12 protein-coding genes are annotated in these 13,997 nt (G+C 51.7%); 3 read left to right on the forward strand and 9 right to left on the reverse strand.

Going from position 1 to position 13,997, the window contains the following annotated elements:
* Positions 1 to 302, forward strand: a 302-nt coding sequence (locus ACESLU_RS05755; protein ID WP_372636404.1) for a tRNA-dihydrouridine synthase, incomplete at its 5' end; no start/stop codon positions are given.
* On the opposite strand, the gene ACESLU_RS05760 is transcribed toward ACESLU_RS05755, so the two are convergent.
* From ACESLU_RS05760 to serS, 3 genes are all read right to left on the reverse strand, one after another.
* Positions 299 to 1,171 (reverse strand): mechanosensitive ion channel family protein, encoded by an 873-nt coding sequence (locus tag ACESLU_RS05760; protein ID WP_372636407.1) that lies wholly within the window; start codon positions 1,169 to 1,171, stop codon positions 299 to 301. The genes ACESLU_RS05755 and ACESLU_RS05760 overlap by 4 nt on opposite strands.
* A 13-nt stretch (positions 1,172 to 1,184) precedes the next feature.
* Complete coding sequence (locus ACESLU_RS05765; RefSeq protein ID WP_372636410.1) at positions 1,185 to 1,967, reverse strand: hypothetical protein; 783 nt, start codon at positions 1,965 to 1,967, stop codon at positions 1,185 to 1,187.
* A 389-nt stretch (positions 1,968 to 2,356) separates the two neighbouring features.
* Positions 2,357 to 3,637: a serine--tRNA ligase gene (gene serS, locus ACESLU_RS05770; protein WP_372636412.1), complete on the reverse strand. Its 1,281-nt coding sequence runs from the start codon at positions 3,635 to 3,637 to the stop codon at positions 2,357 to 2,359.
* A gap of 203 nt (positions 3,638 to 3,840) precedes the next feature.
* Here serS and ACESLU_RS05775 point away from each other — a divergent pair, with 203 nt between their 5' ends.
* Positions 3,841 to 4,317 carry an Lrp/AsnC family transcriptional regulator gene (locus ACESLU_RS05775; protein ID WP_372636415.1) on the forward strand — a complete coding sequence of 159 codons (477 nt, stop codon included), beginning with the start codon at positions 3,841 to 3,843 and terminating at the stop codon, positions 4,315 to 4,317.
* Between the two features lie 15 nt (positions 4,318 to 4,332).
* Positions 4,333 to 5,850: a hypothetical protein gene (locus tag ACESLU_RS05780; protein WP_372636418.1), complete on the forward strand. Its 1,518-nt coding sequence runs from the start codon at positions 4,333 to 4,335 to the stop codon at positions 5,848 to 5,850.
* Here ACESLU_RS05780 and rpoN read toward each other — a convergent pair.
* From rpoN to tsaB, 6 genes are all read right to left on the reverse strand, one after another.
* Positions 5,843 to 7,363 carry an RNA polymerase factor sigma-54 gene (gene rpoN, locus ACESLU_RS05785; RefSeq protein WP_372636421.1) on the reverse strand — a complete coding sequence of 507 codons (1,521 nt, stop codon included), beginning with the start codon at positions 7,361 to 7,363 and terminating at the stop codon, positions 5,843 to 5,845. The two genes, ACESLU_RS05780 and rpoN, sit on opposite strands and share 8 nt — an antisense overlap.
* A 274-nt stretch (positions 7,364 to 7,637) precedes the next feature.
* The gene (gene dprA / locus ACESLU_RS05790) at positions 7,638 to 8,801 is read right to left on the reverse strand and encodes a DNA-processing protein DprA (protein WP_372636424.1); all 1,164 of its coding nucleotides are present in this window, start codon (positions 8,799 to 8,801) and stop codon (positions 7,638 to 7,640) included.
* Positions 8,761 to 9,786: a GTPase ObgE gene (obgE, locus tag ACESLU_RS05795; RefSeq protein ID WP_372636427.1), complete on the reverse strand. Its 1,026-nt coding sequence runs from the start codon at positions 9,784 to 9,786 to the stop codon at positions 8,761 to 8,763. The genes dprA and obgE overlap by 41 nt, the downstream gene beginning before the upstream one ends.
* A gap of 2 nt (positions 9,787 to 9,788) precedes the next feature.
* A complete protein-coding gene (locus tag ACESLU_RS05800) occupies positions 9,789 to 11,975 on the reverse strand; it encodes a S9 family peptidase (protein ID WP_372636430.1) in 2,187 nt (728 codons plus the stop codon).
* Between the two features lie 107 nt (positions 11,976 to 12,082).
* Positions 12,083 to 12,934 (reverse strand): acetyl-CoA carboxylase, carboxyltransferase subunit beta, encoded by an 852-nt coding sequence (accD, locus tag ACESLU_RS05805; protein ID WP_372636433.1) that lies wholly within the window; start codon positions 12,932 to 12,934, stop codon positions 12,083 to 12,085.
* A gap of 320 nt (positions 12,935 to 13,254) precedes the next feature.
* Positions 13,255 to 13,920, reverse strand: coding sequence for a tRNA (adenosine(37)-N6)-threonylcarbamoyltransferase complex dimerization subunit type 1 TsaB (gene tsaB, locus ACESLU_RS05810; protein ID WP_372636436.1), 666 nt, complete (start codon positions 13,918 to 13,920; stop codon positions 13,255 to 13,257).
* Positions 13,921 to 13,997: the final 77 nt, after the last annotated feature.

Genomic DNA, 13,997 nt, shown 5'->3' on the forward strand with positions numbered 1-13,997 from the left:
CCATCGGGAATCCCTGGATATTTGAACGGTCCCACCATTATATCGAGACCGGCGAACTGCTGCCGGAACCGACCGTGGAAGACCGCATTGACTTGTGCTGTGAACAGTTGCGACGTTCGGTTCAGCATCACGGGGAGCATTACGGGGTGATCATTATGAAGAAACATTATGCGCAGTACCTGAAAGGGGTACGCAACAGCCGGCAGCTTCGGGCCGCTATTATGGAGGAAAAAGAGATGCAGCCTATCCTGGACCTGCTCTTCCAGTTTAAAGATCAAAAAATGTATGCCGTAGCTTCTTAGTTATCGGCCTCGTCCGCCTCGTTCCGGAGATTTTCTGCCTTCGCCACCATCTCAATAGGCAGCGGCTTCGATTCAGAGCCGGCGTATAGAGAAACATGCGGGAAAGGGATCTCAATATCCTCCTCATCAAATCTCTTTTTTATTTCCTCCTGGATGGTATTTTTTAGATGGATCCATTCATTAACCTGGGCCCATATTCGAAAATCCAGGTCGATGGAGGACGTACCGAAAGCCTCGAAAATAATTTGCGGCTCCGGTTCACTGAGAGAATACTTGTTTTTTTGAGCGACCTCCATCAGGATTTCGCGAACTTTCCCGATATCCTCGCGGTACGCGACCGAAACTTTGGCATTAAACCTGCGAATAGGAAAGCGCGTCAGGTTAATCACCTCCGTTTTGATAATCATTTCGTTGGGGATGCGCACAAACATATTGTCAAAGGTCCGAAGTTTAACCGAAAGCACGTCAATAGACATGACAATACCGATCGTGCCGTTGACATTGATAATGTCATCCACCTTGAACGGCTGTTCGGCAATCAGGAAGAGCCCGCTTATGATATTAGACACGCTGGTCTGAGAGGCAAAGCCAAGGGCGACTCCCACAATACCGGCGCCGGCCAGCAGGGGAGCCAGGCTAATGCCCATCTGCCCCAAAATCGTAATTATTAATATGATCATACCGGAATAGAAAACCACCTTGCCGGCCAGCATTCCGTAGTGGGTGGAATATTTCTTCGTAAAAAAAGAGCGGGCCCAGTTACGCAATATAAAAACAATCGGGAGCGTGACAGCAATTATCAGAACAACTCTGATAAACTGAAAAACGACTTCTTCTGATACGTAATTATAAATATTAAATATCTCCATAACGGTTCTGAGCTTAACTTCCTAAAATGTCTGCGTCCTCGAAGAGGCGCTTGAATGTGCGGGTGGTCAGGCTTGCATGGATCTGCTTGCGGGGTTTCGTCAGCTGCATCTGCTTGTCAATGCCTTCCGGCAGCTTTCCCGTCATGATCACATCACTGTGATGTTCTTCCCCGTGATAGGTAATCTGGGTTTCATCGGCCCATAACGTACCGTCATGTTTGTAAATCCCCAGCCGTTCCACCCGAAAGCAAAAACTTTCAAAATCAAGAGCTCCCGGCGATTTATTCGATATGGTGATGGGACAGCTCACCAGGTATGGTTCGGGCTTTAGCTTTGAAAGGTCGCGGCGCGCCTTGGTCATCGTATGATAACAGAGTTCCCCCTCGATAGGCGTCCCAAACCAGGTTTTCGACATTTTTATTGCAGGCAGTTCAAGCAGCAGGTAGTCGTCGTGCGCCAGCGCTATCGTAATCCAGATCGGAATACGGCTAAAGACCTGTATGGTGGTGTGGGGACTTACTTTCAGGGAGTATTCCGATTGGACGATAAGCGGCAGATCGGCAAAGGCAGGGAGTATACGCACACGGTCGTGGCCATTTTTATGAGCCCATCGTACCCACCGCACTTCTTTCGGCGGCTCTTGCTCATCTACTTCTCCCCTCGCCTCATCCCTGTAGCAATACGCTATCCTGATCTCGCTGTCCTTGTACTTTAACCATAGGCGGAGATCCCCGATATCGATAAAGTGAACATCCCTGTCCTGCAGGGAAACCGTTCCCCAAATGTCATTTTCCATAATGATCGTCTATATCTAACCTATATCAACTCATTCCTGTGTAGCGTGTTCTGGCATCATCACATGCCCCTTATTATCGCGCAACCTGTTCCCGTCCCTTTTTTAAAGCAGGTCGTCCGGCTACCCCCCTTGCTCCGGGATATCCGATCCCTGTGGGAAAAGACGAGGTCCAGTTCCCGCCCCCTATATAAGATCAGCCGGCCTGTGACCCGCACGCGTCCCAATTGCTCCAGTCCAATCCCACGACAGGGGAAGGTTCAAGGACGGTCCCCATAAACCCGGGAGGTGAGGGCCCGCAAGCGCCCCATCGCCCCGGGCCTACCGGCGACGGCCGAAAAGGCTATCGTTTATCTCTAAAAGAGCGACCAACTTACGGAATATAAAAAAATTCATCCGGCTTCAATCACTTCCGAGCCCATAAAAGGCTGCAGCACGCCGGGGACTGCCACACTTCCGTCCTCCTGCTGGTATATCTCCAGTATGGCGGCCACAACCCGCGGCAGAGCCAATCCTGAACCGTTAAGCGTATGTAATGTTTCGGTGTCCCCCTCGTCATTTCTAAAGCGAAGCATCATCCGGCGCGCCTGGAAGCTCCCGAAATTTGAACACGAACTGACTTCCAGCCAGCGTTTTTGTGCCGGACTCCAAACCTCGAGGTCATATTTCTTGGACTGAGTAAAGCCCATGTCGCCGGTGCACATCAGCAGCGTACGATAGGGAATATTCAGCTCCTCCAGCAGCGACTCCGCGTAGGTGCGCAAGCTCTCAAGCTCATCATAGGCCGTATCAGGATGCACCATCTTTACCAGCTCTACCTTGTCAAACTGGTGCAGGCGGTTAAGTCCCCGTACATCCTTGCCGTAAGAACCGGCCTCGCGGCGCCAGCAGGGGGTATAAGCCACATAATAAAGCGGCAGCTGATCCCGGTCGATAATTTCGCCTCGATGGAAATTCGTAACCGGAACCTCCGCCGTTGGAATGGCAAACAGCTCATCCCGCGGAACTTCATACATCATATCTTCCTTGTCGGGTATTTGTCCCGTGCCCCGGGCAGAGTCTTCATTTACAAAATAGGGAGCCTGCATTTCGGTATATCCCCGCTCCCCGGCCCTGTTCAGGAAATAGTTGACAAGCGCCCGCTGCAGCTTTGCCGCGGGACCGATATAAAAAGGGAACCCTGCACCCGTCACTTTTGCCCCCCGCTCAAAGTCAATCCATCCCTGTTCTTTCACAAGTTCCCAGTGGGGACGCTGCCATTCCGCTGCCTGAGCGGGCGTCCCCCATGTTTTAAACACCTTGTTATCCTCTTCGGAAAATCCCACCGGCACCGAATCGTGGGGAACATTGGGGATCCGCAACAGCAGTTCCCTTCGCTGCTGTTTTAAAAAATCAAGTTGCTCTTCCTTCTCCTTGATCTCCTCCTTCAAGGCGCTGGTATGTTCGATGATCTCCCGGGCTTCCTCTTGCTTGCCCTCTCCCATCAGCCGGCCTATTTTTTGAGCCTTCGTATTGCTCTCGTTTCGCAGATCGTCGGTCTGCTTGACCAGCGAACGCCACTTTTCATCGACTTCCACCAGTTGATCCACAATTTCAGGATGGTCCTCTCCCTTATTGCGCATTCCTTCTTTTACACGCTCGGTATGAGTACGAATATAGGTGACGTCTAACATCTTTTTTGTTACCTTTTCTTTAAATAATCATTTCGCTAAAGATAAAAGAGTTTTACCAACCTTTTGAACCTATTTTTAATTCCTTCGGGCGAATAAAACCAACCGAATTAAAGAAGTATTTATGGACTTATACTTCTTGAAATCCTAATTATTTTAGCTTATTTTCAATAAATCATAGAAAATTTAGGAAATGGAGATTAATTATGGCTAAAGGATTGGACGAGATTGACCTCAAGATTTTGAACCACCTGCAAAAGGAAGGACGTGCCCAGCGGAACCAGCTTGCCGAAATCGTGCACCTGTCCGTACCATCGGTATCGGAGCGCATGCGCAAGTTAGAAGAAAAGAAGCTTATTACAGGCTATCGCGCTATCCTGGATGGCAAACTTTTTAACTTCGACATCACGGCCTTCGTTTTTGTAGAAGTGGACGGCTCGGATAACTACCCCAAATTCATCGAACGTACTACGAATGAACCGGAAGTGCTGGAGTGTCACTCCATTACGGGCGACGGATCTCATATTCTCAAGATCCGCACCGAAAATACCGACTCTTTCGAGAAGCTTCTCTCCCGCATCCAATCGTGGAACGGCGTCAGCAAAAGCCGGTCAAACGTGGTGCTGAGCAGTTTTAAAGAGACGACCGTACTGCCTATAGAAAAAACGATCGACCCAAAGTAATATAACTGACCAATAGTGAGGAATCCGCTCCGGTTTGTGCTTCTGAGTACCTTTCTGCTTTTTATGGCTTTTGGCACAGCTCAGGCGCAGCGCGTGCTTGGGGTGGTATGGGAACTTCCGGACGACGACTCCCAAGCTCTTCAGCAGCTTCAGCAATTCCAGGACCTGGGTATTACCGTCCTGGAATTACAACAACTCCCTTCCGATCGCCTGTGGAACGAAATCAGCCAGCGCAACCTGGCCGTGTATGGGGACTTGCGTATCCTGTTTCCAACGACCCATACCTTTGCGCGCTCCGACTCTGCTTTCCATAGGCGGGTCCGAACAAAAATAAGGGCATTTGCTGCGCAGCCTTCGGTAAAAGCACTCAACCTGTTCACCTACGGAGCTATTCACCAGCCCTCCTTCAACAGGGCCGCTGCTTCGTTCTTCCATCATTTTAGCGCCCTCCAGTCGATCCGCACAACCCATACCGACAACAGAATAACGCAAAGCCCGGATGCCCCAGCCGAATTTTTCAGGTATGATATCCGCCTGACCCCGCAGGACCTCCCATCCCCGTCCATTCCCAACTCCTCAAATATCGAGGGATACCGGTACAGTCCCACCACGAAACTCCGGGAACGGTTCCTGCCGTTCAAACAGGTTATTCAAGCGACGGCTTCCCAACCTCAAAAACCCTTTTTTATGGAAAGCAGCTGGCTGCTATCGATGACGGATAAATATCCCGAGTTAGAAACCATCCTGCCTTCCCTTGCTTCAGAACCCGAGCCCGTTTTTCCAGTCCCCGATGAATCCCTGCCGCCGCCGGGCCCCTCCCCGCTCCCGATCATATCGCTGCTGCTGGTCTGGGCCATGCTGGCCTTTCATTACAATATGAGTCCCCTCTATAGAAAGTCCCTCTTCCGTTATTTCACCGGACATACATTTTTTCTCAATGATATTTTCAGGCAGCACATTCGCTCACCCTTCCCTTCACTCATCATTATTATTCAAAATGCCCTGTTAATCTCGGCCGCACTGTTTACCACGTTTATTAATTTCTGGTCTGAAACCGGCCTGCAAAGCCTGCGTTATCATTTCCCCGACTTGTTTCTTTTCACCGGAGGGGTATATGATATTTTTATTTCCTCCTTTGGAATAACCCTTATCTTTTCCGTGACCAGCATCTTTTGGCTCTACTTCCCCCACAAGTCACTGCGGTCGATCACCCAGATCATGACACTTTTTGCATGGCCGCTGCAGATCAATATCGTATTCGGCACTGTTGCAATCGGGATACACGTTTCGGGCGGGAGTGGAAATGCTGCGATGATAACAGCCCTTTTAACAGGGCTGATGCTGGTGGTATGCCTGGGAAGTTTTATTGCAACCTCCGTGGACGCCGTACAATCATTGAGCGGCAAGCGGCTGCGGTATATAAGCTCGACCACCGGACTGTATCTGCTCATACTTGCCGGACTGACCATCTGGCTGACCGCATTCAACGATCCCCTGTGGCAGGCCGTTGAGCTGAGCCTGAGCCTCAAATAATCTGCTTTCTGAGACGAGCCACCGGTATATTCAGCTTCTCCCGGTATTTGCTGACCGTTCGCCGGGCCACTTTATATCCCTGATCCTTTAACAGGTCAGCTATGGCCTGGTCACTCAGCGGTTTTTTCTTATTTTCGTTATCAACAATTTCCTGGACCGCATTTTTAACTTCCCGGCTGGACACTTCCTCCCCGCTCTCCGTTTCAAGTCCCTCGCTGAAGAAATATTTCAGCTCAAACACGCCGAAATGGGTCTGTACATATTTCCCGTTGACCACCCGCGAAATCGTTGAGATATCCAGATTCACCCGCTCGGCGATATCTTTCAGAATCATCGGCTTCAACCCTTCGCCGTGTTTAAAAAAATCTTCCTGCAGCGCTACAATCGTTTTCATCGTATTCATCAGGGTGTTCTGGCGCTGGCGAATCGAATCAATAAACCACTGGGCCGATTCTATTTTACTCTTGATAAACGATTTCGTCTCTTTGGTCTGTTTATTTTTGGTCTTTTTCTTCTTCAGGTCATCCCACATTTTTTTATACCGGGGAGAAATATGCAGCGGCGGCACATTGCTGTTATTCAGCGAAATCACAAAATCACCGGCCTCTTCCTCTCCATTTTCCTGGTTTTCGGAAGGCTGATAGTAGACCTCAAAGTCAGGCTCGATATAATTCTGGGTGTCATCCACCGCACTGCCGTCCCCTCCCGGCTTGGGGTCCAGTCCCGTTATACAATTGAAAGCAGCTTTCAGCTCCTCGTTATCGATATCAAGCTTTTTCTTAAGCTTGCTGAAATGCTTTTTCTCAAAAAGCTCCCAGTGGTCCCGCAGCATTTCTATCGCCGTCGCCCTCCCCTCTGCATCGTAATCCATCATCTCCAGCTGTGTTAACAGGCAGTCGCGTAGGTCGCGCGAAGCGATGCCCGGGGGATCGAGCTGCTGAATCTTTTTGCGAACCTCCTCTACCTCGTCACGGTCGGTCAGAACGCCCTCGTTGAACGCAATGTTATCGACGACGGCTTCAATATCGCGGCGGAAATAGCCATCCTGGTCGAGGGAACCCAAAATCTGATCGGCTATCAGCTTTTCCTTTTCGGTCAGGTCGAGGAGTCCCACCTGCTGTTCCAGCTCTTCCAGGAACGACTCGTGATACGGATCGGGCAGATCGCGCCATTCTTCATTGCCTGCATAACCCGAACCGCCGCTGTAATTATCCCCGTCGTACTCGGTATTGTTCATGAACTCTTCCCAGTCCACCTCTTCATTTTGGTCGACCGGCTCCAGCTCATCTTCCCGCTCGGGCTTTTCCTCCTCCCATTCCTGCGATTCAAATTCATCAAGCTCATCCGCGGGCTCGCCCTCTTCGAGGACGGGATTCACTTCCAGCTCCTCCTTAATACGCTGTTCCAGCGCAATGGTAGGAAGTTGCAGCAATTTAATATACTGAATCTGCTGTGGCGACAGACGCTGCTGCTGCGTCTGCTTCTGGTTCATCTGTTGGCCGGTTTTAAGCATATTTCAGCACTCCTTGTTCCTGGTTTAAACTTCTTCAATAAATCAACGGGTGACAACAGCTGATCCGTATTACTCGCCCCGAAATCTCCAAAAGTCATAACAGTCGATGCCGAGGGTTGCAGGTGCCGCAGGCGGGCTGCCACCGTAATCTCATAGCATTTCCATAATCTTATAGATTTATCAAGATACTATTTCTTGCAACGAATCGAAACGGCCGGATTCCATACCCCATAAAAAGCCAATCGCAACGACAACGGCCGATCAACCGTCCCCATCAAAATCTAAGTTCAAAATTTTTGCCCGACGTCTGACGGATACACTCCTGCAGTTCCAGCTCCAATAATGTCGGGAACAGCTTATGCGGTTCAACGCCCACCCGCTCGGCTAACTCATCAACATGAAGCGGATTATCCTGCAGCGTTTTACAAATATCCGTAGATAATTCATCCAATTCAAGCGACTTCCACCGGGGCGAGCCGGCGAGGCCATCCCCCGCTTGCTCACCATCTTTATCGTCATCGTCCCTTTTGGAGATATGCACTTCAATTTCCTCCAGGATATCCTCCACATTCTGCACTAACTTGCCCATGCCCCGCTGTATCAGGTTGTTGCATCCGATCGCATTGGGCGTGCCAATCGGGTGCGGCACCACAAACACCTCCCTGTTCTGGTCCAGCGCCAGCTTTGCGGTAATCATGCTGCCCCCGGCGATACCTGAAGCTACGACCAGGGTCCCCAGGCTCATGCCGCTGACGATCCGGTTGCGCACCGGAAAATTACCCGCATCGGGATCAGTGCCCAGCGGAAATTCCGAAATAATAGCGCCGCCCGTATCCATAATATCGGCGGCCAGCTTTTTATGCGCAGCGGGATAAATATTATCGATCCCGGAACCCAGGACCCCGACCGTGCAGCCCCCCGCTACTACCGTTGCCCGGTGGGCCGCGCCGTCAATACCGTAGGCCAGTCCGCTGGTGATGGTGAGTCCCAGCTTCGACAACTCGCGGGCAAAATGCCGGGCGGCATCCCGGCCGTACCGGCCCGCCTTGCGCGTTCCCACAATCGCCACGCTGTCGGTTTGCAGGGCCCGGCGGTTTCCCCTGATCCACAGCAACAAGGGCGGGTCATAGATCTCGCGAAGCAGCGGGGGATAATCGCCGTCCCACAGCGTCATAAGCACGGCCCCGATCCGCTCGGTCTTCTGCAGGATGCGATCGACTTCGGACCAGTCATCAAATGAAACAATCTGCTCGGCAGTTTTGGGACCGATGCCTCGAACAGACTGCAGCTCGCGCCGGTCCATCCGAAAGATATCCTGCGGGTGGCCTGCCGACTGCATGAGCATCCGGATGCGCCGGGCCCCCAGGTTGGATATCAGGTGAAGGGCTATAAGTTCTCTAACCAGTGTTTTTTTCGGTGTCTTCTCTTGATGATTCAACGGTTTGTATCTGCTCCCATATGATTTCTTTCAGTTCATCTATATGGTAATTGGTTGCAGCGGAAATTTCAACTATGGGAATATCCAAATCGATCTTTTTTTCGGGATCGAGCTCATAATTCTCCTGCAGGTCCATTTTCGTGATGGCCAGAACGCGCGGTTTATCGAGCAAGTCGGAGCGATACGCCCGGAGTTCATCCAGCAGGGCCTCATACTCGTAGGCGATATCCTGCTGCGAGCTTACCATGAACAGAAGCACATTATTGCGTTCGATATGCCGAAGGAACTGGATACCCAGCCCGCGTCCCTCGTGGGCCTCTTCAATGATGCCGGGTATATCGGCCATCACAAAAGTCCGGTAATCGGGCATGGAAACCACACCCAGGTTGGGCTGCAGCGTCGTAAACGGGTAGGAATCGATTTTGGGTTCAGCTCCCGATATGGCAGAAAGCAGTGTGCTCTTGCCCGCATTGGGGAATCCCACAAGTCCCACATCGGCAATAAGCTTCAGCTCAATTTCGATGGCCCGTTTTTCTCCTTCCTTGCCGTCCTGGGCATGGTGCGGCGTCTGATTGGTGGAACTCCGGAAGTGCCAGTTTCCCAGTCCCCCTTTTCCTCCTTCCGCCACAACTATTTCCTGTTCGTCTTCGGTAATCTCACCCAGCCGTTCTTTGGTTTCCGCATCGTAGATCACACAGCCCAGGGGGGTCTCCAGGACCTCATCCTCCCCGTCCTTTCCCTTGCGCTTGCTCGATTCCCCGCGCTGGCCGTTTCCGGCATTCACATACTTCCGGTAACGAAGATCCAGGAGCGTGTTCAGCTGCCGGTTGCCGCGGAGGATGACATCGCCCCCCGCTCCCCCGTCGCCGCCGTCGGGACCGCCTTTAGGCACATACTTCTCCCGCCGGAAGTGCACCGCGCCGGCTCCCCCGCTTCCCCCTGTTACATAAACTTTGGCGTAATCCGCAAACTGAACTCGACCCATGATTATAGCTTTTCTAAAATAAACTCATTTAGCATGTTAAAAAGATGCTCGCGCGTGTTGCCGCCGTAAATACCGTGATTGCGGTTGGGATAGTACATGGTCTCAAACGGGACACCCGCTTCCACCAGCCGGTTTACCATTTCGACCGTATTTTGGAAGTGGACGTTGTCGTCGCCCATACCGTGAACCAGCAAATAGTTACCCTCCATTTGATGGGCATAAGTCATCGCTGATCCCCTGCGATACCCTTCGGGATTCATCTGCGGGGTCTGCATAAAACGCTCGGTATAAATCGTGTCGTAGAAGCGCCAGCTGGTCACGGGTGCGACGGCAATAGCGGTACCAAACAGATCACTGCCCCGGGCAAGCACCAGGCTTGACATGAGTCCCCCGTAACTCCAGCCCCAGATTCCAAGCCGGTCTTCATCAATAAAATCGAATTCACGAATTAAATATTCAGCGGCATCGATCTGATCTTCCACCTCGTACTGGCCCAGTTGCTTGTATATCTGCTTTTCAAAAGCGCGCCCGCGTCCCCCGGTACCCCGGTTGTCAATGCTTGCCACGATATATCCCTGAGCTGTCAGGTACCGGTGCCAAATGGAGCGATGGCTTGAGGTATAATTCTTCTGCACACTTTGGCTGCCGGGTCCCCCGTACACATAAAACAATACCGGGTATTTCTTATCGGGATCAAAATCATGCGGCTTCAACAGGTAGCCATTGAGAGTCGCCTGCTTCAGCGGAATCTCAATAAACTCCTTCTCCGGCAGCTGAAATTCGCTGAGATTCTGTTGGAGTTCGGCATTGTCTTCGAGCGTTCGCAGCCGCTTTCCATTTATTTCGTGAAGGGTATACTGCGGCGGCAGCGTTGGCGTGGAAAAGGTTTCGATATAATACTTGTAATCGGGACTCATGTTAATCTCGTTCCAGCCGGACCCTTCCGTCAGCTTTTTCTTGCCGGTGCCATCCCGCTTAATGCTGTACAGGTGCCGCTGAAGCGGCGATTCCTCGGTACTCACATAGTAAAACCGGCCCGTATTCTCATTGAATCCGAGATAGTTGGTGACCTCCCAGGTGCCCTGCGTCACCTGTCGAATCTGTTCCCCCTCCATATCATACAAATAGATATGATTGTATCCCGACTCCTCGCTGGTATAGACAAACTCCCGCCCGTTTTCGAGGAATTTCAGATCGTCATTCACATCGATCCACGCGTCACTCCTCTCCGTTTTAATGATCTCGGTCTGCCCCGTCCTCACATCCGCCAGCATCAAATCCTGCTTATTCTGCAGCCGGTTCATCCTCCGGATTGCCAGGACGTCCGGATCCTGTGTCCAGTTAACCCGCGGGATATACTGGTCATTTTCGGAGCCGATATCCATCCACTTCGTCTGATCCTTTTCAAGATCATAGACCCCGATTTTAACCGTCGAATTCTCTTCGCCGGCTTTGGGATACTTGAAGCGCGTAAGGCCGGGATACAGATCCTTCCATTCCGTCATAAAGAATTCCTTTACGTCGGACTCGTCAAACCGGTAAAAAGCAATTTTACTGCCGTCCGGCGACCAGTACCAGGCCCTGGCAAAGCCGAACTCCTCTTCATATACCCAGTCGGTCGTTCCATTGATGATTGTATTCAGGGCCCCGTCGGTCGTAATATCCGTTTCCTCGCCCGTCTCCAGGTCCACCCAATAGAGGTTGTTATCCTGTACAAAAGCCGCTTTTTCGCCCGAAGGAGACAGTTGTGCATACTGCTGTTTCTGATCGGACCGGGTCAGCTTTTGCGTTTTACCCGTTTCGAAATTATAGATAAAATAGTTTTCGCGGGTGCTGCGCCTCCATATGGCTTCGATATCGGTCTTCACCAGCAGCTTGCTTTCATCGGCCGAAAATTGATAATCCTGAATGATAATCGGCTTGTCCCGGTCCGGCACCTTCAGGTCGGACGTAGACAGCAGCACTTCATAATCGCCGGTTAAAATGTCGTACTTCCGTATTTCGATATCCCCGTTAACCCGCTGGAGGGTGGTATAGTACTGGCTGTCTCTCATCCAGTTTACATTTTGGATGCCCTCCGGCCGAAAGGTATCATCGAAGACATGCTCGAAGGCAAGCTCTTTTTCCTGAGCCCGGACAGGCTGAACAATCCATCCCAAGACAAAAAGAAGTAAGAATAGTCTGTTCATAGATCCGAAGTCGTTACATCGTTATCCCCCATGGCTTCCTCAGGGTATATACAAAAACGCAAAACCTTTGTAAGAATTGCCGAAAAAATTTGTGACTCAGGGGCTGATCATTCCTCAAATTTATGCAGCAGTATCTTAAGCAGCTTTGTTAGCTCCCCCTTCATCTGGTTCCGAGGGGTTATAAAATCCAAAAACCCATGTTCCAGCAGGTATTCCGACCGCTGGAAATCTTCCGGCAGGTCGCGCCCGATCGTTTGCCGGATCACGCGGGGACCCGCAAAGCCGATCAGCGCCTCCGGCTCGGCAATATTAAAATCGCCCAGCATTGCAAAGCTGGCCGTAACCCCCCCGGTGGTGGGATTGGTCAACACCGATATATAGGGAACCCCCTCTTCTTCCAGCTGTGCCAGCTTGGCCGAGGTCTTGGCCATCTGCATCAGGCTGAGCACGCTTTCCATCATGCGCGCGCCGCCCGACTGGGAAATGATAACAAGCGGGACCTTATGTTCCCGGGCGTGGTCGATAGCCCTCGCCAGCCGCTCTCCGACCACCGATCCCATGCTGCCGCCGATAAAGTCGAAGTCCATACAGCCAATAACGACCTCCAGTTCATTCATTGTTCCAACGCCCACCCGCACCGCATCCGAATGACCCGTTTTCTCCTGGTATTCCTCCAGGCGGTCGCTGTACTTTTTACGGTCTTCGAAATTCAGCGGATCGGTCGGCACGATCTCCTGTCCGATCTCTTCAAACACCCCGTCGTCAAACAGGAAAGAAAAGTACTCTTCACTGCCAATGCGAAAGTGGTACCCGCTCAGCGGATCCACCCACAGGTTGTCCTCAACCTCCCGACGGTGTACGGTCTCGCCCGTCTTGGGGACTTTTATCCACACGCCTTCCGGCATCTCTTTACGCTGGTCAGTTTGAATATTTTTATCCTTTCGCTTAAACCAATCCATGATAATGCTCTTTGTTCAAATGAATCTCCAAAATAATGATTCTCCCGTGAAGCTAAAATCTTTTATTTCTTTACCTGTTGTCCCAAGACATGTCCTTACAAACTACAAAGTACGCAAAATGTTTCACCCCTTGTTTTCCCCCTGCCCCCCTGATCACGGTGGGACTGTTCGCTGTCAACGGGCAGTTTGGAAGTGCTAAATCCCCTGCCTCAGCCTCAGCCCGACCCTCCCGTCTCGCCCCTGGCTCGGCCTTTACTGCAGGTACATCTGTATGTGTGGTGATCTTCATCTGTGGTGATCTTCAGCCCGGCCGGACCCCCTTACGGGCCGTTCACCTGGTTCGACGTGTAATATTTGGGCTCGAATGAAGCGGGAGAAGCCCGGTGAAAGAACTCCTCATATCCCTGCCGGTACAGTTTAACCAGCGACTTGGCCGTTATGGCATCGGATCCCAGGGTCCTGCTTTTTGCTCTAATATCCTCACCAATGCGATTCAGGCCGGTGCCGATAATAACATCGCCGCTTGCAACCATCGACTCAAAAGCGTCAATCGGGAGCACCTCGACCTCGCTTGCAGCTGTCAGGGCGGCTCCGGAAAACCGAAACTGCTGGTGATACACGTGCACGCGCCGGGCATCGATAACAGCGTGGATCGCGCCTGCAGGAGAGGCATCCTCAACCGCCCCCGCCGCAAAAGACGCCAGCGTATTAACCCCGTACAGCGGCACCTCCGTCTGGAAAAGCAGTCCCTTCACCGCGCTGGCACTAATGCGCAATCCCGTATAGGAACCCGGTCCCTCGCTGACCAGCAGCGCCGACAACTCCGTAATCCGGAAATCATGCTCCTCCATCAGCTCCCCGATAAACAGAAACAGCTGCTCGGAGTGCGCGCCCCGTTTTTCAACCCTTTTTTCAAACAGGTCGCCGTCTCTGTTGCAAAAAGCGACGGAACAGACGTCAGTAGCGGTTTCGAGAGCCAGGAGCATGAGAGAGTGCGATTAAGTTAAGATTGATGCTTGCAGACTTTGTACCAGCCGTTACCTCCCACCGGTGTCGAGATTAT

This window comes from Fodinibius sp., from assembly GCF_041642155.1.
Taxonomy (GTDB): domain Bacteria; phylum Bacteroidota; class Rhodothermia; order Balneolales; family Balneolaceae; genus Fodinibius.